Source organism: Priestia sp. VA7 (assembly GCF_055710015.1).
In genome coordinates, this window is record NZ_JBVQPN010000001.1 from 37,487 (window position 1) to 59,086 (window position 21,600).

The window sequence follows — 21,600 nt, forward strand, 5'->3', positions numbered from 1 at the left end:
TGCCTACATAACTATGTGGAAAATCAAAGAAGTATTAGCCAATGATTGAAAGTCCACCGTGGCGGGAAAAAATATACCAGTCATATAAAGAATGGAGGAAAAAAATGAAAGATGGAACAATTCTTCATAAACAGCGTTTCCCATCATCAAACCCTCGCGTGGCGCTGTGGGTGATTACATATGCATGTCAAGGGCTTAAGATTAAAGGAATGCTCGCAGAGCCAAAAGAAAAAGGAATGTATGACGGCTTTTTATACTTAAGAGGAGGTATTAAGAACGTAGGAACGGTTCGTCCTGCTCGACTCATTCAATTTGCTTCTCAAGGTTTTATTGTGATGGCTCCGTTCTATAGGGGAAATCAAGGAGGCGAAGGAAACGAAGATTTTGCAGGAGATGATCGTTACGATGCTTTTGCTGCTTACGATTTATTGAAACAGCTCCCTAACGTCCACCGTGACCGCATTCATATTTTTGGGTTTTCAAGAGGGGGAGTGATGGCTTTACTCACAGCCATTGAAAAAAACGACAGCCGCTCTCTTGTGTTATGGGGAGGCGTCACGGATATGGTGCTGACATATGAAGAAAGAGAAGATTTAAGAAGAATGATGAAGCGAGTGATTGGAGGAACTCCTTCTAAATATCCTGAAAGATATGAATGGAGGACACCTTTGCATCGTGCTCATCTCGTCAAGCCGCCGGTCTTGCTTATTCATGGTTTAGAAGATAAAAACGTATCGATTGATCATTCCTATCAGCTCGAATCTAAATTAAAGAAGTCCAATAAAAAAGTTACCAGCTGGTACTTCGAAAACTTTCCACATGCTTTTCCACCAAAAGAAAACCGAGAAACGGTGAAGAAGTTAACGAAGTGGATGAAAGCGCAATAAAAGATATGCTACGATAGAGAAAACAAGTAGAATAACAGTGAGGAGTGAGAAAAAATGGGGATGCCGCTAGAATTAAATACAATGATTGTAACAAAAGGCAATGAAAAACGTGTAACGGATAACATTTTTCAAATTGAGAAAAAAGGATATCGCTTGTATCCGTTAGATATTCCATTAAACATTCACAAAACGAAAACTGGAGAATGTATTGGAACTGCTGTTGTGCGTAAGGTAGAAATGGAGCAGGAAAAAACCATTGTCACATATGAACTGACAAAATTACATTCGACTAACTAAAAAACCGATCGTCTCTAAGACGATCGGTTTTTTATTAGACCCTAGGTCCGCCTAATGTTGAAATATCAGATGCCACATCATTAAAACGCTTGAAATTAGCTTTGAATTTAGCAGCAAGCTCAGTTGCTTTTTGATTATAAGCTGTTGCATCGTTCCAGGCTTTAGAAGGCTGAAGCACTTCATCAGGAACTCCCGGAACATGAGTTGGAATCGATAAACCAAAAATAGCGTCTGTTACTGTTTCGGTATTAGCTAGTTCTCCTTCAAGGGCTGCTTGAACCATAGCTCGAGTGTAACTTAACTTCATTCGTTCGCCGATGCCGTATTCACCACCGGTCCATCCAGTATTTACAAGGTAGACATTTACATTATGTTCATCGATTTTCTTTCCTAGCATTTCTGCATAAGTTGTTGGAGCAAGAGGTAAGAAAGGCTCACCAAAGCATGTAGAGAAAGTAGCCTGTGGCGATGTTACGCCGCGCTCTGTTCCAGCTAACTTACTAGTGTATCCGCTCAGAAAATGGTACATCGCTTGTTCTTTTGTAAGCTTGCTGATTGGAGGCAAGACGCCGAAAGCATCAGCAGTTAAAAAGACAATAGCTGTAGGGTGCCCAGCAACGCTTGGCAATACCGTATTATCAATAGAGTCAATTGAATAAGCGGCACGAGTATTCTCTGTTAAACTATTATCATTGTAATCTGCTACTTTCGTATTTTGATTTAACACTACATTTTCCAGTACGGCGCCGAAGCGAATTGCATTGAAAATTTGCGGTTCTTTTTCTTCGGAAAGCTGAATGCACTTCGCGTAGCATCCTCCTTCAATATTAAATACACCAGAGCTTGACCAACCGTGCTCATCATCTCCGATTAAACGACGGTTTGCATCAGCAGAAAGCGTTGTTTTACCCGTTCCAGATAAACCAAAGAATAATGCAACGTCACCTTCTTCTCCTACGTTGGCAGAACAGTGCATGGATAGAATATTGTTTTGAGGAAGCAAGAAGTTCATCACTGAGAAAATAGATTTTTTCATTTCACCAGCGTATTCAGTTCCTCCAATTAGCACAATGCGTCGCTCTAACGAAAGAATAATGAAGGTTTCAGAATTCGTCCCGTCTGTTTCAGGATCAGCTTTGAACGTTGGAGCTGCTACAATTGTAAACGGCTTCACATCATCATTTGTTTTTTGTTCGGCTGAAGGGCGAATGAATAACTGCTGAGCGAATAGGTTGTGCCATGCAAATTCATTAACTACTTGAATTGGTAACTGATACTTTTTATCAGCTCCAGCATATCCATTAAAAACAAAAAGTTCATCCTGCTTCTTTAAGTGGTTTAAGACTTTTTTGTATAGCGCATCGAATCGCTGAGCAGAAATTGGCTGATTGACAGGTCCCCATTCAACCGTTTTTGAAGACACAGCATCGCTTACAATAAATTTATCTAAAGGAGAGCGACCTGTATATTTTCCGGTTTCGACTGACACAGCACCTGTAGAAGTCAACGTTCCTTCGCGTCGAGCTAGAATTTTTTCAACAAGTTGTGGAACAGATAATTGGTGTTTTGTTGTTTTTAATTGAAGCAAACCATTTAATTCGATAGACATATCAACAGTACTCATGTGCACTACCTTCCTTTTTTAGCTATTATTTATTCATTAATGTTTGAAATTTATAATTAGTATAACACATTTATTTAATTATTCTATACTATTTAACTAAAAATGTTTGTGTATTATAAAAAAATGTACATTATACCTATTTTGGACACCTGTATATGTGCTAGGAGAGAAAAAAGTGAAGCTATTTTAAGTGAAAGCCTCATTTTGATCTGTCTTATTAACTAAACTTAGTGATGATTCTTAATAAGGTGTACTATTTCGGAATTTGAGTATGTTACATTAAAACAGATTCAAACATAAAGAGATGATTTCCATTTGAATGTTGTTGACAGTGAAGCGCTTTTTCATGTATTATATGTCCTTGAACGGATACTCTCTTATCCCGAGCTGGTGGAGGGACAGGCCCTATGAAACCCAGCAACCATCGTCATTTTTTTGTGTAGACGATAAGGTGCTAACCTGATGCAAGGGCACAACCTTGATCGATAAGAGTGAAAGGCTTATGTAGAATTTGATACCTTTCCTCGATACAAGGAAAGGTTTTTTTATATTTTTTAGCGTGTAATGAAAATAAGGGAATGAGTACCGTATCACAATGTATCGTATTTATAAGGAGGAAAACTGATGTCAACACAACGTCGTCTGTTCACGTCAGAATCTGTTACAGAGGGACATCCCGATAAAATTTGTGACCAAATTTCTGACTCAATTCTTGATGCTATCCTAGCAAAGGATCCAAATGCTCGTGTTGCTTGTGAAACAAGCGTAACAACTGGTTTAGTTTTAGTAAGTGGTGAAATTACAACTTCTACTTACGTGGATATTCCTAAAACAGTTCGCGAAACAATTAAAGGAATTGGCTATACTCGTGCAAAATACGGATTTGATGCTGAAACTTGTGCAGTATTAACATCTATCGACGAGCAGTCAGCTGATATCGCTGCTGGTGTAGACCAAGCGTTAGAAGCACGTGAAGGTCAAATGTCAGATGAAGAAATCGAAGCAATCGGAGCTGGAGACCAAGGCTTAATGTTTGGTTATGCATGTAACGAAACAAAAGAATTAATGCCTCTTCCAATTTCATTAGCTCATAAACTTGCTCGCCGTCTAACAGAAGTACGTAAAGAAGAAATTCTTCCTTACCTTCGCCCGGATGGTAAAACACAAGTAACAGTTGAATATGATGAAAACAACAAACCTGTTCGCATCGATACAATTGTTATTTCAACTCAGCATCATCCAGAAGTAACGTTAGAGCAAATTCAACGTAACTTAAAAGAATATGTTATTAATCCAGTTGTTCCAAACGAGTTAATTGATGAAAATACAAAGTATTTCATTAACCCAACAGGCCGTTTCGTAATCGGCGGTCCTCAAGGAGATGCTGGTTTAACTGGTCGTAAAATTATCGTTGATACTTACGGCGGATATGCTCGTCATGGCGGCGGTGCATTCTCTGGTAAGGACGCAACAAAAGTAGACCGTTCAGCAGCTTATGCAGCTCGTTATGTTGCGAAAAACATTGTAGCAGCTGATCTTGCTGATAAATGTGAAGTACAACTAGCATATGCGATTGGTGTTGCACAACCAGTATCTATTTCAATTGATACATTCGGTACAGGAAAAGTTTCTGAAGAAGTACTAGTAGACGTAGTACGCAAAAACTTTGACCTACGTCCAGCAGGCATCATTAAAATGCTTGATTTACGTCGCCCAATTTATAAGCAAACAGCAGCTTACGGCCACTTTGGTCGTACGGATGTGGAGCTTCCTTGGGAGTTCACAGACAAAGCGGAAGCATTAAAAACTCAAGCTTTAGCTAAATAATAAAAAAATCTCCGTGAAAACGGAGATTTTTTTATGCCCATTGAATACCTGCAGCAGATTTTTCTACGACGCCTTCATATTCTGAAAGCAAATGCTGAAAAATGGCGTCCCATGATTGAGTAAGAGCATAGTGTCTCGCTGCATGGCCAAAGTGAAGCCGCTGGTGCAAATCATCGAGTAAACCTGTAATAGCCGAACTGAATTCTTCTAAGGAGTGAGGTTTGCAAAGGTAGCCGTTTCGCCCGTGCTGAACCATCTGTTTAACTCCTCCTGCATTTGCTGCCACTACAGGAGTTCCAGAAGCAAGAGACTCCAGTACAACATTTCCGAAGGTTTCTGTTTCTGAAGGAAAAACAAACAAATCAGATGATGAATAGATATGAGCAAGTTGCTTACCTTCAAGGAAGCCTGTAAATGTCATATGCTCAGATGCTTGCTGTTGCATTTGTTCTTTTAAAGGGCCGTCTCCCACAATAACCCAGTGAATTTGATGGCGGATATGATCAGGTAGAGATCGTGCAATTTTTATTAAAAAATCAGCGTTCTTTTCTTTAGCTAATCTTCCTACATATGTTAAAATGTAGGGCTTTTTAATATTATATTTAATACGAATATCGAAGCGGTCATAGTGGGGATGAAATAATTTATGATTTACTCCTCGCGACCAAATAGATACGTTGTGAAACCCTTGTTCTTCTAGCTGCTGTTTGGTCACTTCAGAGGGAGCGAATATTTTTTGTACAGGTTTATAAAACCATTTCATATATTTTTGCAGTGGTACACGCATTTTTTCAAGTTCATAGTGAGATAAATAATCATCAAAATTGGTATGATAAGAGCCGACAAGAGGAACACCTAATCTTTTCCCGTAATAGGAGCCGCAAAGCCCCATTGTAAAAGGAGTGGCCAAATGAATAATAGAAGGATTGAATTCCTGCAGCTGCTTTTTAATTTTTAGAACGTTTGGCAATGAAAAGCGGCTGTTTGGATAAAGGAAAAACGGCATGCTGGGCGAACGGTGAACATACGTTGAAAATGACTGATCATGAGCAAATTCAGGAGCAAATACCTGGATGGGAATTTGCTTTGATTTGACATACTGGGTAAACTGATAAAGTGTTTTAGCAGCTCCGTTAACTTCTGGAGCAAATGTATCCGTAAATAAAGCAATTCTCATTAGTACTCCTCCTATCAATTAAGTTAAAAATATGTTCAGTGACACAGCACCTGAAAAGATGCCCAGTATCAGGCCTACCATGACATCCGTCGGATAGTGCAGACCGAGATAAATTCTTGAAATTCCTACCGTTACTGCAAGAGGCAAAAGAACGGTAGTGAAGGCTGGATAAACAATCATAAGAGGGGTAACCAACGAAAAAATAGCTGTTGTATGCCCAGATGGAAATGAATGATCTTTTAATGGATTTTCTAATACTTTTGTATATTTTAATTGAATATAAGGTCGTTTTCTCGGATATAGTTTTTTAGCAATGGCGACAGGAATATGACTAACGGCTAGAGAAAACGCACAAGCGTAAGCGACAGATGAAGGATGCAGAAATAGCAGCAAGCACGCTATCACAATGGTAAACGTGGCTCCGCCAGCGTGAGTTAGTAAACGTAAAAATCTATTTAAGTGCTTTCGATCAAAATGTTGGTTTACGCTTTTGAATAATCGACATTCGGCATCATATACATACTGAATTAACTTGGCTTTCATAGAGTCGCTCCCTTTTCAATAAATACGTCTTTATTACTCAGTTTAATCTTTAATTGTGTAGGCAGTACTAAAGCGATGTAAATTAATATGGAAATTTCTTTACAATTGTGGAGAGAATAGAGCATGATTGGAGAGTTTGTGGAGATAATAAAAAAATTCCCTCAGTATGGCTTTCTGAGGGAACGTTTCCTTTATAATGAAGAATCAGATTTCTTAATAGATTTATAATACTGCCCTTTTTCTACATATTCTGTACGAATGCGCTGCATATCTTTTAAATCCTCTTCTGTCAGAGTGCGGATCACTTTAGCAGGTCGGCCGAGTGTGAGAGTATTAGGGGGTATTTTTTTACCGGGAGGCACTAAGCTTCCAGCACCGATAAAAGCACCTTCACCAATTTCCGCCCCGTCTAAAATAATAGAACCCATGCCAATGAGCGCGCGTTTGCGGATGATGGAGCTATGTAAAATAACTTGATGTCCTACTGTTACATCATCCTCAATAAGCAAAGGAGCATCTGGGCTTTGATGGAGTGTTGATTGATCTTGTATATTTACTCGTTTACCAATAATCGTAGGTGAAACATCTCCTCTAATAACAGTGTTAAACCAAATGCTGCTTTCTTCACCAATGGTGACATCTCCAGTAATCGTGACATAGTCTGCGATGAAGCAGCTGGGTGCAATGGTAGGCATTTTTTCTTTATACGGATAAATCATCAAATCATCTCCCTTTATTAGTTGAAAAAAAGTAGTAAATCTTCTAATGTAAGTGTACAAAGGTTTTTTAAGCAGGTAAACAAAAAAAGGAAGAAGGAGTAACTCAAATGCATAAATGGGAAGCAGTAAATCCAAAAGGCGTTATTGTCATGGTCCATGGAGCAGCGGAGCATCACGGACGCTATCGCTGGCTGATTGAGATGTGGCGTTCGGTTGGAATGCACGTAATTATGGGAGACCTTCCTGGCCAAGGCTTAACAACAAGAAGAAGAGGACATATCCTATCCTTTGATGAATATGTGTATGAAGTGGAAGAATGGGTACGTGAAGCGCAAAAATATGATTTGCCTATTTTCCTGTTAGGCCACAGTATGGGAGGACTGGCGGTTATTCGTACGCTCCAGACAAAAAACCTTCCTATATGGGGTGCGATTCTTTCCTCTCCTTGTCTAGGATTAAAAGAGCAAGTACCGGCTTATTTAGATATGCTATCTAAAGGGTTAAATAAAGTCATGCCGAACAAACTTTTCGATTTAGGTCTCACTGTTGAAAAAGCAACAAGAAACCAAGAAGTTCGAGATGAAGATGAAAATGACTCACTGTATGTTACAAAAGTTTCTGTAAGATGGTACCGGGAATTGATCCAAGCTGTCAACTTAGCTTTTAAAGATATCGATCGTTTGCCTGATGTCCCGCTTCTTGTGATGCAGGCAGGAGAAGATAAAATTATTGAAAAGCTGATTGTTAGGCAGTGGTTTGATGAAATAGAGCTAAGTGAAAAAATCTACAAAGAATGGTCTCAGCTGTATCACGAAATCTTTAATGAGCCTGAAAGAGAATACGTTTTTACATATGCGAAAAGTTTTGTCGATCTTCACATTTAATAAATGCGGTAAGAAATTGAGGTGAAAATAAATGAAGATTCCGTCTCATCCTATTTCATTAATGAGAAAAATTTATCGAGAAGTGTTTCCTGTCGTTCATCATGAGCTTAATCATTGGCGCGAACGAGCAAAAGAGATTCCTAATAAAGAATTGCGTACTCAAGCATTGGCAAGTATCGATACAAAAACTTTTCATTGTGAAGGAGGCGGTATCCTATCGATTTTAGCGAAAGAAAACATGATTGAATGCGTGAAATTTATTGTTGCCTACCAAACAATCAGCGATTACTTAGATAACTTATGTGACCGCAGCAATTCGCTAGACCCTAAAGATTTTGCCGCCTTACATGAATCGATGCCAGATGCGTTGACTCCTCATGCACCTCTTGGGGATTACTATCGTTTTCGAGCGGATAAAGACGACGGAGGATACTTAGCCGGACTTGTCCAGACTTGTCAGCAGTCCTTGCGAAAAGCTTGTAATTACCATATAGTCTCTTCACATTTATTAGAACTAGCTAATTATTATTGTGATTTGCAAATACATAAGCATGTTGAAATCAAGGAAAGAGTTCCACGATTAGAGAATTGGTTCGATGCTCACCGGCACAGTGTTCCTGAAATGGAGTGGTATGAATTTTCAGCGTGCTCTGGTTCAACGTTAGGAATTTTTTGTTTAGTTGCTTATAGCTTTCAAGAAGAGATGACGGAAGAAATGACGCAGAAAATAAAAGCAGGATATTTTCCTTATATTCAAGGCTTACATATTTTACTCGATTATTTAATTGACCAAGAAGAAGATAAAGCAGGAGGAGATTTGAACTTTTGTTTTTATTATCCTCATTATCAGCAAATGATGGATCGCTTTTTGCATTTTGTCGTAAAAGCAGACGAATATGCTAAAAAACTGCCGGATTATCACTTTCACTGCTTTATCTATAAAGGACTCTTGGGCGTTTATTTGTCGGATCAAAAAGTGCGGGCACAAAAACATGTTCATGTGAATGCACGTAGGTTAATAAAAGCGGGGGGAGCCCTCAGCTACTTTTTCTATATCAACGGACGCTTGTACCGAATGTTAAAAAGATAAGCCATATGCGGCTTATCTTTTTTCAATAGCAATGATGAAGGGAGGGTTGTTTTGCTGATTCATGAAACGATATTGTAAAACGTGAACGTCTTTTTGGTCAAGATTTTGGACATACGTTAGTAAATCGTCTCTTTCTTGTTTCCCTTGTTCGTGTCCATGATAAATAACGAGCACAATCACTCCTTCAGGTGCTAGCAAATCAAGTAACTGCTCAATTGCAGAGATTGTTGTTTCAGAAGTGGTGACAATGTCTTTATCTCCACCTGGTAAATAACCTAAATTAAAGACAGCGCCCGTGACTCGTCTTTTGATAGAACGAGGAAGCATGTTTATATTGCTGTGGCTTTCTTGGATAAGTGTTACTCTGTTTTCTAGATGGTGTTCTGTCAATCGCTGTTGAGTTGCTTGAATGGCTTGAGGTTGAATATCAAATCCATATACATGACCTGTATCTCCGACTAAGTTAGCTAAGAACAATGTATCATGTCCATTTCCTGCTGTGGCATCAATCGCGACATCTCCTTGGGCCACAGCATTAGTCAGCAATGTGCGGGCAAAAGGCAGGATACGTTCTATTTTCATCTTTCCATCAACTCTTTTTCGTAATATTTTCCTTGATAGCTTTGACGACGTTGGAGCTCTTGATCAATGGCATTTAATACGCTCCACTTATTTACGCTCCACATCGGTCCAACCATGAGGTCTATCGGTCCATCGCCTGTAATACGATGAACAATCATCTCAGGAGGGATTACTTCGAGCTGATCGCATACAAGCTTTACGTATTCTTCAAATGAAAGAAATTCAACAAGGCCCTTTTCATACTGTTTGACCATAGGAGTTCCTTTTAGTAAATGAAGCAGATGAATCTTAATTCCTTGAACGTCTAATTTTGCTACTTCACGTACGGTTTCCATCATCATATCAGGTGTTTCTAAAGGCAAACCATTAATGATGTGAGAACATACGCGAATACCGTGTTTTCGAAGCTTTGCTACCCCATCTACATAGCATTGATGATCATGTGCCCGGTTAATAAGCAGTGAAGTTCGTTCATGAACAGTTTGGAGTCCAAGTTCTACCCATAGATAAGTTCGTTCATTTAATTCAGCCAAGTATTCCACCACATCGTCGGGGAGACAGTCAGGGCGCGTGGCGATAGAAAGCCCAACAACTCCGGGAAGCTTTAAGACGGCTTCATATTTTTCACGAAGCTCCTCGACAGGAGCATGAGTATTAGTAAATGCTTGAAAATAAGCAACGTATTTTCCGTCTTTCCATTTATGATGCATTTTTTCACTGATTTCATTAAATTGTGTCACGAGGTCATCCGCTCTGTTTCCAGCAAAATCCCCTGAGCCAGCAGCACTGCAAAACGTACAGCCGCCGTGAGCTACCGTGCCGTCTCTGTTTGGACAATCAAATCCTCCATCTAAGGCTACTTTAAATACCTTATGGCCAAAGTGGTTACGTAAGTGGTAATTCCAGGTGTGATAACGTTTGTTTTCAGATTTATACGGAAATGGGTTTGTCTGACTCAAATCAGCAACCTCCTTTTTACATGCAATATACATCAACAAATTGTATCAAAAACGTGAAAAAGTGCCAAACAAATTTAAGGATGCTTATATTTAACAGGTTCTTCTTGTCGTAAAGGGAAGTAAAGTTGCGCAAAATAAGACAGAAATGAACGAATAGGAGGAATAGAGAATGACAACTCGTCAAGCAGTGGATCAACTTATGCAACAGTGTGAAGATGCTATTCGCTTTGGACAAGGTCAGTTGCAGGAAGGCATGAAGCAAGAACATTATAACGACACTGAATATACAAAAGCACAGGAAAAATTAGAAAATGCTTATAAAGAAATTGAAGAGTTTTCTCACAGTGCAAATGCACAGCAAAGAGAGCAGCTATATCGCATGCGCCTGCAAGTTCAGCAGCTGCAAAATAAATTGATCACAACTCAGCATTAAGGAGAGGATTTTATGGCAACGCGTTCAAATCAAAATAATCCGGAACAAAAAACAAAAAACGGGATCAACAGCAATGACATTGAGCTAGGAAAAGATTTTGATCCGGTAAAAGAATTAAAAGCACGAAACAGCAAGCGTGCACAGCCGGTTCGTTCGAAGCAAAAATAAGCGATAAAAAGGTGATTTTGCATGATATTGTCATGTGGAATCACCTTTTTAAATAGTCAGCGAATTTCAAATAAATTGTCTATATGTAAAAGCATTGCGAACCCTTTAAGAAAAGACTAGAATGTACGTTGGCATTCGAATAGATAGGGGGGAGATCAATGCCCAAATCACTTTGGTTTTTGATTATTGGTATGCTTGTAAACGTAACGGGAGCTTCATTTTTATGGCCTCTCAATACAATTTATATAAATGAACATTTAGGAAAGTCGTTATCCGTCGCAGGAGTGGTTCTTATGCTGAATTCTGCGGCAAGCGTAGTAGGAAATTTGCTTGGAGGAACGCTTTTTGACAAAATCGGAGGATATAAATCCATTTTATCAGGAATTATTATTACTCTTATTGCATTAGTGGGACTCGTGTTTTTCCATGGTTGGCCTACATACGTTGTTCTCTTGGTTGTTGTAGGGTTTGGATCTGGTATTGTGTTTCCATCTATGTATGCAATGGCAGGGTCCGTTTGGCCACAAGGCGGAAGAAAAGCATTTAATGCGATGTACGTTGCTCAAAATGCAGGAGTAGCTATTGGCGCCGCGGTAGGGGGCATTGTAGCGTCTTATTCATTTACGTATATTTTCTTAGCTAATACAATTTTATACGTTATTTTTCTGCTTATTGCTATTTTTTCATATCGTCATATTTCGGTTACCGTTGGACAAACGAATGTCCTTAATGAAGCAGGGAGCATTGGGCATAAAACGAAGCTGACTGCTCTTCTTATTTTATGTACGGGGTATGTCTTATGCTGGGTGGCGTATGTTCAGTGGCAAACAACGATTGCTACGCATACGCGTGAGCTGAATATACCTCTTTCTAGCTACAGTTTGCTTTGGACAATTAACGGGATTTTAATTGTAGTCGGTCAGCCTTTGATTGTACCCATCATTCAAAAAGTAGCAAAAACATTAAAAGTACAGGTCCTAATTGGAACGGTTATTTTTGTGGCTTCTTTTGTTATCGTGGTGAATGCTACAACATTTCCGCAGTTCTTAACAGCAATGGTTGTGTTAACAATTGGAGAAATGTTCGTTTGGCCAGCCATTCCGGCTGTTGCAAGTCATTTGGCTCCATCTGGAAAAGAAGGATTTTATCAAGGTGTAGTTAACAGCATGGCTACTGCAGGTAAAATGATTGGTCCTCTCTTTGGAGGCGTTATTTTCGATGCGTTTAATATGTCTACACTGTGCTATTTATTAATTGGACTATTGCTATTCAGCATGTGTACAACATGGATATACGATTATAAATTAAAAGAAAAACGTCAGCGTTCATTAACCATCTCTAAATAAATAGAGATGGTTTTATTTTTGAATGCTTAATAAACGTAGGAATGTCTTCAGTATTCCTTTAATAATATAATAAGGGTTGTGACAAGCAAAGAAAGGAGTATATACCTGTAAATGTGTAAGCGTTTTCTAATTATATGACTTCATGGGGGGCTAAACATGCTTAGTATGATTGGATTAATTGGAGGATTATTGCTGCTCATTGTATTAACGATGAGAGGCATGAATTTATTTATAGCAGGTCCGCTCAGTGCTTTAGTTGTTGCGTTAACAAGCGGAATGCCTTTATTTCCACAGCTGGTGAAAGAAGGAGAAGCAAATTTTGTTGGAAATTACATGTCTGGTTTCACAGGATTTATTGCTTCTTGGTATTTAATGTTCCTATTGGGCGCCGTCTTTGGAAAAGTGATGGAAGACAGCGGGGCTGCTGATAGTGTTTCTCGCTGGATTGTCAGTAAACTAGGAATGAAAAGAGCAGTGTTGGCGATTGTACTTGCCTGTGCGGTCTTGACATACGGAGGAGTCAGTCTGTTTGTAGTAGCATTCTCTGTCTATCCAATGGCTTTAAGCTTATTCAAACAGGCCGATTTGCCGAGGCGGTTTATCCCTGCTGCTTTAGCATTCGGTTCCGTTACGTTTACGATGACCTCGGCTGGATCGCCTGAAATCCAAAACTGGATTCCAATTGAATACTTAAAGACTAGTCCGTATGCAGGATGGGAAGTTAGTTTAGTTGTAGCAGTAGTGATGGCTGTATTCGGCTACTGGTGGTTAAAGCGCTTGATTTCAAAAGCAGTTAAAAATGGAGAGCGTTTTATATCACGCAAGAAAGATCCAGTAGTAACGGAAAATCAGTCTCTTCCTAATCCTTTATTAAGTTTGCTTCCGCTTGTGGTCGTGCTCATTATTTCTTTTGCACTTCATAAGCCACTTCAGCAATCTGCGCTGATTGTCGCACTTTTAAGCGGGATCATTGTCACTTATATTGTGAACCGAAAGCATTTTAAAGGATTTTGGAATGCAGCTTCAGAAGGAACACTGGGTGCGTTAATTGCTATTGGGAATACAGCGGCTGTCGTAGGTTTTGGAGGAGTTGCTAAGGCTGTTCCCGCGTTTGGAGTGGCTGTAGATGCCATGACGCATATTCCAGGAAGTCCGTTGATTGGAGGAGCTATTGCCGTGAGTGTTATCGCGGGGATGACAGGTTCGGCTTCAGGAGGTCAGGCGATTGCTTTGCCAATTTTAGCACCTCACTATCTAGATGCTGGTGTAAATCCAGAAGCTCTCCATCGCGTAGTAGCTATTTCCTCTGGAGTATTAGATTCCTTGCCTCATAATGGTTATGTCGTAACAACAATTAATTCTATTTGCGGAGAAACTCATAAAGATGCGTATGGATCAGTTGCAGCAATGACGGTGATTGTGCCGCTTGTTGGTCTTGTACTTGCGATCATCCTGTTTTCTTTTGGATTTGGCATTTAATAATAGCAGCTAAAGAAAATAGGGACTGGGATAAAAGTATTTTAGTTGAAGGAAGATCCGAACGATGAATCGTTCGGATCTTTTCATGTTTATGGTGAACGTAGGTTTCATTTGTTTAGGTGCTTCTAGCTGCGGAGTGGAGGGCAAGGTAAAGACTCCTGAAGTAGGTGAGACCCCGCATGAGTGTAAGAAACGAGGAGGCTCATCGGCCGCCAGCGGAAAAAGTCTTGCACGGAAATCAACAGCGGTGTAACCAAGAAATTCATACTAGCGCATTTATCCCATTTGTTCGTCTTTAAATTGGATTGATTTAATTATGTCTCAATCCCTTTTTTGTTTGGCCGTGGATGTATGTTTTTGGGAGAAGTTGTTCATATATAAGAATGAAAGAGAGGATTTAGCAACAAAGCAGTGCTGCATTGCAGAAACTTTTACAAAATCCCTTGAACAACTTGCAGTTTACGAACATATTATTTACAATACAAGGTAGTATGATGTAAAAACTATGATAAGGAATAGTAGTGAACGAAGCGAGCTAAGAGAGCTGACGGGTGGTGCGAGTCAGCAAACGAGCGTTCATGAACTCACCTTGGAGTTGTAAATGTGAAGTAAAGTAACATTTGCCGTCTATCCGCGTTAAGGAAAATGAGTGAGTACATAATTGTGCTAATTTGGGTGGTACCGCGGGAAGTTTATTCAACCTCTCGTCCCTTTGTTTGAGGGATGAGGGGTTTTTTAGTTTAATTAAATACAGCTGGAGCGTACAAGGAGGATTATGTATGGCTTTTAATCATGAAAAGATCGAACAAAAATGGCAAAAAGTTTGGGAAGAAAATAAAACATTTAGAACAACAGAAGATGAAGGAAAGCGTAAATTTTACGCATTAGATATGTTCCCTTATCCATCTGGCGCTGGTTTACACGTTGGGCATCCAGAAGGTTATACAGCAACGGATATTTTATCTCGTATGAAGCGTATGCAAGGATACAATGTACTTCATCCGATGGGATGGGATGCATTCGGACTACCTGCTGAACAGTATGCATTAGATACAGGAAACGACCCGGCTGAATTCACTGAACTTAACATTAATAATTTCCGTCGTCAAATCAAATCGTTAGGTTTCTCTTACGATTGGGAGCGAGAAATTAATACAACTGATCCAAACTACTACAAATGGACACAGTGGATTTTCTTACAGCTATATAAAAACGGCTTAGCTTATGTGGATGAAGTAGCTGTTAACTGGTGTCCTGCTCTAGGAACAGTACTTGCGAACGAAGAAGTTATTGACGGCAAAAGTGAGCGTGGGGGACATCCGGTTGAGCGTCGTCCAATGAAGCAGTGGATGCTTAAAATCACAGCTTATGCAGATCGTTTACTAGAAGATTTAGATGAGCTTGATTGGCCAGAAAGTATTAAAGAAATGCAGCGCAACTGGATTGGCCGCTCTGAAGGAGCTCACGTGCACTTCACAATCGATGGATACGAGGACACATTTACTGTGTTCACAACGCGTCCTGACACGCTATTTGGAGCAACGTATGCCGTTTTAGCACCTGAACATCCGTTTGTAGAAAAAATTACAACAGCCGAACAAAAAGAAGCGGTAGAAGCGTATTTAGATCAAATTAAAAGCAAAAGCGATTTAGAACGTACAGACTTAGCTAAAGATAAAACTGGCGTATTCACTGGTGCTTATGCAATTAACCCTGTAAACGGCGAGAGAATGCCAATTTGGATTGCTGACTATGTTTTAATGAGCTATGGCACAGGTGCAATTATGGCTGTTCCAGCTCATGATGAGCGTGATTATGAATTTGCTGTTAAATTTGAACTGCCGATTAAAGAAGTAGTAGCGGGCGGAGACGTTTCAAAAGAAGCTTATACAGGCGACGGCGAGCACGTTAATTCAGACTTCTTAAATGGTTTAGATAAAGAAGAAGCAATTTCAAATATGATTCAGTGGCTTCAAGCAAATGAAAAAGGTGAAAAACAAGTAACATACCGTCTGCGTGACTGGTTATTCAGTCGTCAGCGCTACTGGGGTGAACCAATCCCTGTTATTCACTGGGAAGATGGCACAACGACTGCAGTTCCTGAAGATCAGCTTCCGCTTGTGTTACCAAAAACGACTGAAATTAAACCGTCAGGCACAGGTGAATCTCCGTTAGCAAACATTGATGACTGGGTGAACGTAGTAGATCCGGAAACAGGCAAAAAAGGGCGCCGCGAAACAAATACAATGCCTCAATGGGCAGGCAGCTGCTGGTATTACTTACGCTACATTGATCCAACAAACAGTGAAGCGTTAGCAGATGCAGATAAATTAAAAGAATGGTTGCCGGTTGATATTTATATCGGTGGAGCTGAACACGCTGTTCTTCACTTATTATATGCTCGTTTCTGGCATAAGTTTTTATATGATATCGGCGTAGTTCCAACAAAAGAGCCGTTCCAAAAACTGTTTAACCAAGGTATGATTCTTGGAGAAAACAACGAAAAAATGAGTAAGTCAAAAGGTAACGTTGTAAACCCAGACGAGATCGTAGAAAGCCACGGAGCAGATACGCTTCGCCTTTATGAAATGTTCATGGGGCCTTTAGATGCGTCAATCGCCTGGTCAACAAAAGGGCTTGATGGTGCACGCCGTTTCTTAGATCGTGTATGGCGCTTACTTGTTGACGATAACGGTGAATTAAGCAGCAAGGTTCAAGAAAGCAATGACACTACGCTTGAACGCGTGTATCACCAAACGGTGAAAAAAGTAACGGAAGATTACGAAGGCCTCCGTTTTAATACAGGTATCTCTCAGCTTATGGTATTCATCAATGATGCATACAAAGTTGACGTGCTGCCAAAGCAATACGTAGAAGGATTTGTGAAGCTATTAGCACCAATTTGTCCTCATACGACTGAGGAATTATGGAGCAAACTAGGTCACGAAGATACAATTTCGTATGAGGCTTGGCCTGCGTTTGACGAAGCAAAACTTGTAGATGATGAAGTGGAAATTGTCGTTCAAATTAACGGTAAAGTACGTGCGAAAGTAAACGTACCTGCTGAGGCGTCTCGTGAAGAGCTTCAAGATATTGCAATGGCTAATGAAGATGTTCAAGAGTTCATTGAAGGTAAGACAGTGCGCAAAGTGATTGCTGTGCCTGGTAAATTAGTAAACATCGTAGCTAATTAAGTATTGATGTAGAACAGAACCCCTGACTGCTCTTTAGTCAGGGGTTCTGTTCTAGACCTAAGTGCCTGATGTCCGCCTTTCCGGGTTAACATCAGGCGCTTAGTCAAACCTTTAACTACGATTGGAAGGGCTTAGGCAGGCTGCTGCTTAAGCTTTTCTTATTTAGTGGCATAAAGGTATTTGAATTTGCTACAATAGCGATAGCAAGCTGAATGAAAGAATAGAGAGGAATGACGAAGATGGAAGAAGTAAAAGTAATTACGCCTGAAGAACTTCAAAAACGCGTTGAAAATGGAGAAGAACTTCATTTAGTTGATGTGCGCGAAGATGAAGAAGTAGCAGAAGGAATGATTCCAACTGCTAAACACATTCGTATGAATGATATTCCAGGTAATGTGGATTATTTCGATAAAGACAAAGAATATATTTTCATTTGCCGTTCGGGCCGCCGCAGTGAAAACGTATGTTACTACCTTCAAGAACAAGGATATAAAGTAACAAATATGGTTGGCGGTATGTTAGAGTGGGAAGGAAAAACGGTTAATAAATAAAAAAGAGGCTGGGACAAAAGTATCTTAGCTGAAGTGAAAAATGAACCATTGATCAACATGTTTGATTAGTGGTTCATTTTTTTGTTAGGGTGAACTTAGGTTTTATTTGTTTCGTTTCCTCTCCTCTAGCAGCTGATTGGAAGGCAAGGCGAAGGCTCCTGCGAGAAAAGCGGAAAAGGTGAGACCCCCCAGGAGCGCAAGCGAGGAGGAGGATCACCGGCCGCCCGCGGAAAGCGAAGTCTTGAAAGGAAATTGACTGCCGTGTCACAAGCGTTTCAGCTCATGTATCCCATTTGTTCGTCTTTAGATTGAGTTCATTTCGTTATGTCTCAACCTCTTTTTTGAATGACACTTCTGCCATCCGACTAAAATGATAGCAGGAAAACAAATGATGACTAAATCTATAAAAGCTCTCATAAAAATAGAGGTAGTAAGAGATTGAAAATCCGTACAAAAACCATCATCAAGAGAAACAGTCCATTCTGATTGAAACAAATTTGATAGGACAAGGTGGTAGAAGCTGTGATACAGGTGAAAATGTTTGATAAAGAGCACGAAAAAGATTTAGAATTTGCGGTGAACCGATTTTTACGGAAATTAGAGGATGAAGACGTCGTTGATATTAAATACCAAGTGACAGTGGATGTTGATCGTGATGAGCAGGTGTACTGTTTTTCAGCCATGGTTATGTATAAAGCCTAGCATATTATGCTAGGCTTGTTGCAAATTCTCCTGCATTACTTCCAGCCAAACGGCCTGTTACAAGAGCAGAAGTGATATTGTATCCTCCAGTGTATCCATGGATATCAAGAATTTCCCCGCAGAAGTAAAGGCCTTGCATAAATTTCGAAGACATTTCTTTTGGGTGAATTTCTTTAACAGATACGCCGCCTCCTGTGACGAATGCTTTTTCTAAAGAAAGCGTGCCGTTTACAGCAAATTCAAATCGTTTGCACAGTCTTGCAAATTCTCTCAGTTTCTCATGCTGAAGCTGTCCTGCTAGCGCTTGGCTATCAATGCTTGCTTGCTCGAGTAAAAACAATAGATAGCGTTCAGATACAAAACCTTTTAAGACATTTTTAATTGCTTTTTTCGGCTCTTCTTTTGTTGTTTTGACTAATTTTTGGAAAATATCTTCGTCGTTTTGGCTAGGAAATAAATCAAGAGACATTTGAACAGTATTGCTTTTTTGTTTCTTTAACTCTTTAACAACATATTGGCTGCAGCGAAGAGCGGCAGGGCCAGAGATGCCAAAGTGAGTGAAAATCATATCCATTTGATGAGTAATGACAGGCTTGCCTTTTTTATTAAGCACGCTTAGTCCTACATTGCGAAGCGATAGACCTTGAAGCGTTTTAGTTTTAATAAAGTGTTCGCTAGATGTAATAGGAACTTCTGTTGGGTAAAGTTCAGTAATTTTATGCCCCGCATCTTTTGCCCATTGATAACCGTCTCCTGTGGAACCTGTATGAGGTACTGATTTTCCACCTACTGCAATCACAACGCTTTTTGTTTGGATTGCTTCCCCGTTTTGAAGCACAACTTCTTTCACGGTGTTGTTCTCATAGTGTACGCGTTTAACGGCTGTGTTTGTGCGAATTGTCACACGAAGACGGTGAAGTTCGCTAATTAATGCGTCAACAACAGATTGCGCTTTATTGCTGACCGGAAACATACGGCCGTGATCTTCCTCTTTTAATTTAATTCCAAGGCCTTCAAAATAAGAGATGATATCTTCGTTATTAAAAACAGAAAACGCACTGTATAAAAAGCGTCCGTTTCCTGGAATGTGTTTAATAAGTTCATCAATGGGAAGACGGTTTGTCACATTACAGCGTCCGCCTCCAGAAATGGCAAGCTTTCGTCCAAGTTTATTGCCTTTATCAATTAATAATACGTTTGCACCTGACTCACCAGCTGCAATCGATGCCATCAAACCAGAAGGTCCTCCTCCGATTACGACTACATCATATATCATATTTTCACCAACCTGTCTATTCTTAAAAAAATTTAGTTTGTTCACTGACAAATCTCTCAACATTGGATAAAATGGGCTATAGTCTTTGTTTTTTTAGTTTGTTGACGAGTGCGAGTGAGTATAAGACCTTTCTTAGTGTATACTGTCACTTGCTTCTTTTCAATTCTATCATTATTATCAGTATGTAACATTAAGTATCGGAGGCAAACGTATGTCTGATTCAAAATTGTTAAGAGGGACCTTTGTGCTAACGCTTGGCACTTATGTATCCCGAATCTTGGGAATGATTTATTTATTTCCATTTGCGATCCTTGTTGGAACCGTAGGGGGAGCACTGTTTGGTTACGGATATAACCAATATGCTATTTATTTAAGTATTGCTACAGCCGGTATGCCAATGGCCGTATCGAAATTTGTATCAAAATATAATGCACTCGGTGATTACTATACGAGTAGAAGAATGTATCGGGCCGGCATGAAATTAATGCTTGTCACAGGAATACTTGCATTTTTACTTTTATATTCGTTAGCTCCTGTTATGTCTAGAATTACACTGGGAGGTTCTGATTTAAATAACTCCTTAGAAGATGTAGTAATGGTTATGCGAATGGTTAGTGTTGCGTTAATTGTAGTACCGATGATGAGTTTAATGCGAGGATTTTTCCAAGGTCACCAGTCTATGGGACCAACAGCTGTTTCACAAGTAGTTGAACAGCTTGTGCGGGTTGTCTTTTTATTGGCATCTACCTATATCGTCATCAAAGTTGTCCATGGAAGTCTTGCATTAGCCGTTGGATTTGCTACGATGGGGGCTTTTGTAGGAGCTCTTGCTGGACTGGCTGTATTAATTTGGTACTGGAAAAAACGAAAGCCTTATCTTGATAAAATGGTGAACGAGCAGACGGTAACGCCTACGCGTATTTCTACCGTATCCATTTTTAAAGAGCTGCTTACGTATTCATTGCCATATGTCTTTGTCAGCTTGGCTATTCCGCTTTATCAATATGTGGACCAATTCACATTTAACCGTGCAATGGTAGCGGCTGGACAAAAAGAAATAGCAGAGTCAATGAACGGAATTGTTCAGTCTTATGTTCCAAAGCTTGTGATGATTCCCGTTTCATTAGCTACTGCGTTCGGTTTGACTCTTGTACCAACGATTACACGTTCCTTTGTGAATAAAGATTATAACGTACTGCAAAAGCAAATTGACCAAACATATCAAACGATTATGTTTCTTGTGCTGCCAGCATCTGTAGGATTAATGGCTTTAGCTGGCCCAGCCTATACGTTTTTCTTTGGAACAGATGCATCGGATGCGGGTGGAAATGTCTTGCTTTACTATGCACCGGTAGCTTTATTGTTCTCATTTTTTACGGTGAATGGAGCTATTTTACAAGGAATCAACAAACAAAAATATGCTGTTTTAAGTCTATTATTTGGATTGATTGTGAAAATTGTCGTGAACGTTCCATTTATTCTTATGTTCCACGAGATTGGTTCAGTTTTAGCGACTGCACTAGGCTATATCGTATCTCTTGTTTATATGTTTGCGCTTATTCAAAAACACGCAAAATATAACTACAGTGAGTTTATAAAACGCTCTGTGCTTATTCTCATTTTTGTTGCGATTATGGGAATCAGCGTAAAAATTGTCGCAGCAGTGATTGGTCTGTTTACAACGCCAGGACGATTCTCTGCCACTGTTATTACAATTATAGGAGCAGCAGTAGGCGGCCTTATTTACTTTATTATTACCTATCGTTCAAGCCTGCTTGAAAAAGTAATGGGAGCGAGGGTAACTGGTGCAATTGAAAGAAAGATACTGCGCCGAAATAAACAGCGCAGTGCCTAAGTAAGAA

General features: G+C 39.7%; 21 protein-coding genes, 1 riboswitch and 1 other annotated feature. Of the genes, 14 read left to right on the plus strand and 7 right to left on the minus strand.

From position 1 onward, the window contains the following. Window positions 1-104 precede the first annotated feature (104 nt). Together AC0C45_RS00290 and AC0C45_RS00295 are read left to right on the plus strand one after the other, a co-directional pair. Entirely contained in the window at window positions 105-887 is a 783-nt protein-coding gene (locus AC0C45_RS00290; RefSeq protein ID WP_034648593.1) for an alpha/beta hydrolase family protein, read from the plus strand. Between the two features lie 54 nt (window positions 888-941). Continuing rightward, entirely contained in the window at window positions 942-1,184 is a 243-nt protein-coding gene (locus AC0C45_RS00295; protein WP_013085261.1) for a DUF2584 domain-containing protein, read from the plus strand. 34 nt (window positions 1,185-1,218) lie between these two features. Here the strand turns inward: AC0C45_RS00295 and pckA are convergent, their stop codons facing one another. Beyond that, on the minus strand, window positions 1,219-2,808 hold the full coding sequence (gene pckA, locus AC0C45_RS00300; RefSeq protein WP_034648597.1) for a phosphoenolpyruvate carboxykinase (ATP): 1,590 nt from the start codon (window positions 2,806-2,808) through the stop codon (window positions 1,219-1,221). Window positions 2,809-3,182: 374 nt separating this feature from the next. After that, a riboswitch (SAM riboswitch) is annotated at window positions 3,183-3,300 on the plus strand. A 132-nt stretch (window positions 3,301-3,432) separates the two neighbouring features. Here pckA and metK point away from each other — a divergent pair. After that, window positions 3,433-4,635, plus strand: coding sequence for a methionine adenosyltransferase (metK, locus tag AC0C45_RS00305; protein WP_013059536.1), 1,203 nt, complete (start codon window positions 3,433-3,435; stop codon window positions 4,633-4,635). A 31-nt stretch (window positions 4,636-4,666) separates the two neighbouring features. Here metK and AC0C45_RS00310 read toward each other — a convergent pair whose 3' ends face one another. From AC0C45_RS00310 to AC0C45_RS00320, 3 genes are all read right to left on the minus strand, one after another. Beyond that, window positions 4,667-5,812 (minus strand): glycosyltransferase family 4 protein, encoded by a 1,146-nt coding sequence (locus AC0C45_RS00310; RefSeq protein WP_034648601.1) that lies wholly within the window; start codon window positions 5,810-5,812, stop codon window positions 4,667-4,669. Between the two features lie 18 nt (window positions 5,813-5,830). After that, window positions 5,831-6,355 (minus strand): phosphatase PAP2 family protein, encoded by a 525-nt coding sequence (locus AC0C45_RS00315; RefSeq protein ID WP_016765763.1) that lies wholly within the window; start codon window positions 6,353-6,355, stop codon window positions 5,831-5,833. A gap of 191 nt (window positions 6,356-6,546) precedes the next feature. Beyond that, the gene (locus tag AC0C45_RS00320) at window positions 6,547-7,074 is read right to left on the minus strand and encodes a gamma carbonic anhydrase (RefSeq protein WP_472927867.1); all 528 of its coding nucleotides are present in this window, start codon (window positions 7,072-7,074) and stop codon (window positions 6,547-6,549) included. Window positions 7,075-7,181: 107 nt separating this feature from the next. On the opposite strand from AC0C45_RS00320, the gene AC0C45_RS00325 reads away from it, so the two are divergent. Both AC0C45_RS00325 and AC0C45_RS00330 read left to right on the plus strand, forming a co-directional pair. Next, on the plus strand, window positions 7,182-7,958 hold the full coding sequence (locus tag AC0C45_RS00325; RefSeq protein WP_013059532.1) for an alpha/beta fold hydrolase: 777 nt from the start codon (window positions 7,182-7,184) through the stop codon (window positions 7,956-7,958). Window positions 7,959-7,989: 31 nt separating this feature from the next. After that, window positions 7,990-9,048, plus strand: coding sequence for a tetraprenyl-beta-curcumene synthase family protein (locus AC0C45_RS00330; protein WP_013059531.1), 1,059 nt, complete (start codon window positions 7,990-7,992; stop codon window positions 9,046-9,048). Between the two features lie 12 nt (window positions 9,049-9,060). Here the strand turns inward: AC0C45_RS00330 and mnmM are convergent, their stop codons facing one another. Beyond that, window positions 9,061-9,630 carry a tRNA 5-(aminomethyl)-2-thiouridylate-methyltransferase MnmM gene (gene mnmM / locus AC0C45_RS00335; protein ID WP_472927868.1) on the minus strand — a complete coding sequence of 190 codons (570 nt, stop codon included), beginning with the start codon at window positions 9,628-9,630 and terminating at the stop codon, window positions 9,061-9,063. Further along, window positions 9,627-10,589: a tRNA modification radical SAM protein MnmL/YtqA gene (gene mnmL, locus AC0C45_RS00340; protein ID WP_013085255.1), complete on the minus strand. Its 963-nt coding sequence runs from the start codon at window positions 10,587-10,589 to the stop codon at window positions 9,627-9,629. Before mnmL ends, mnmM begins: the two co-directional genes overlap by 4 nt. Before the next feature lie 169 nt (window positions 10,590-10,758). Here mnmL and AC0C45_RS00345 point away from each other — a divergent pair, with 169 nt between their 5' ends. The 8 genes from AC0C45_RS00345 to AC0C45_RS00380 all read left to right on the plus strand — a co-directional run bounded on the left by AC0C45_RS00345 (window position 10,759) and on the right by AC0C45_RS00380 (window position 18,462). Next, window positions 10,759-11,022 (plus strand): YtzC family protein, encoded by a 264-nt coding sequence (locus tag AC0C45_RS00345; RefSeq protein ID WP_013059528.1) that lies wholly within the window; start codon window positions 10,759-10,761, stop codon window positions 11,020-11,022. Window positions 11,023-11,034: 12 nt separating this feature from the next. Beyond that, window positions 11,035-11,190 carry a hypothetical protein gene (locus AC0C45_RS00350; protein WP_013059527.1) on the plus strand — a complete coding sequence of 52 codons (156 nt, stop codon included), beginning with the start codon at window positions 11,035-11,037 and terminating at the stop codon, window positions 11,188-11,190. Window positions 11,191-11,348: 158 nt separating this feature from the next. Then, window positions 11,349-12,536 carry an MDR family MFS transporter gene (locus AC0C45_RS00355; RefSeq protein WP_034648611.1) on the plus strand — a complete coding sequence of 396 codons (1,188 nt, stop codon included), beginning with the start codon at window positions 11,349-11,351 and terminating at the stop codon, window positions 12,534-12,536. A 156-nt stretch (window positions 12,537-12,692) separates the two neighbouring features. Continuing rightward, a complete protein-coding gene (locus AC0C45_RS00360) occupies window positions 12,693-14,015 on the plus strand; it encodes a GntP family permease (RefSeq protein WP_013085253.1) in 1,323 nt (440 codons plus the stop codon). Window positions 14,016-14,079: 64 nt separating this feature from the next. Next, on the plus strand, window positions 14,080-14,268 hold the full coding sequence (locus AC0C45_RS00365; protein WP_034648615.1) for a hypothetical protein: 189 nt from the start codon (window positions 14,080-14,082) through the stop codon (window positions 14,266-14,268). Between the two features lie 243 nt (window positions 14,269-14,511). Next, window positions 14,512-14,730, plus strand: a binding site (T-box leader). Between the two features lie 64 nt (window positions 14,731-14,794). Then, window positions 14,795-17,209 carry a leucine--tRNA ligase gene (gene leuS, locus AC0C45_RS00370; protein ID WP_013085251.1) on the plus strand — a complete coding sequence of 805 codons (2,415 nt, stop codon included), beginning with the start codon at window positions 14,795-14,797 and terminating at the stop codon, window positions 17,207-17,209. 239 nt (window positions 17,210-17,448) lie between these two features. Continuing rightward, window positions 17,449-17,760 (plus strand): rhodanese-like domain-containing protein, encoded by a 312-nt coding sequence (locus AC0C45_RS00375; RefSeq protein WP_013085250.1) that lies wholly within the window; start codon window positions 17,449-17,451, stop codon window positions 17,758-17,760. A gap of 522 nt (window positions 17,761-18,282) precedes the next feature. Next, window positions 18,283-18,462: a sporulation protein Cse60 gene (locus AC0C45_RS00380; protein WP_013059521.1), complete on the plus strand. Its 180-nt coding sequence runs from the start codon at window positions 18,283-18,285 to the stop codon at window positions 18,460-18,462. Window positions 18,463-18,466: 4 nt separating this feature from the next. Here AC0C45_RS00380 and AC0C45_RS00385 read toward each other — a convergent pair whose 3' ends face one another. Further along, window positions 18,467-19,738 (minus strand): BaiN/RdsA family NAD(P)/FAD-dependent oxidoreductase, encoded by a 1,272-nt coding sequence (locus AC0C45_RS00385; RefSeq protein WP_013085249.1) that lies wholly within the window; start codon window positions 19,736-19,738, stop codon window positions 18,467-18,469. A 211-nt stretch (window positions 19,739-19,949) separates the two neighbouring features. On the opposite strand from AC0C45_RS00385, the gene AC0C45_RS00390 reads away from it, so the two are divergent. Beyond that, window positions 19,950-21,593 carry a putative polysaccharide biosynthesis protein gene (locus AC0C45_RS00390; RefSeq protein WP_013085248.1) on the plus strand — a complete coding sequence of 548 codons (1,644 nt, stop codon included), beginning with the start codon at window positions 19,950-19,952 and terminating at the stop codon, window positions 21,591-21,593. The last annotated feature ends 7 nt before the right edge of the window (window positions 21,594-21,600 follow it).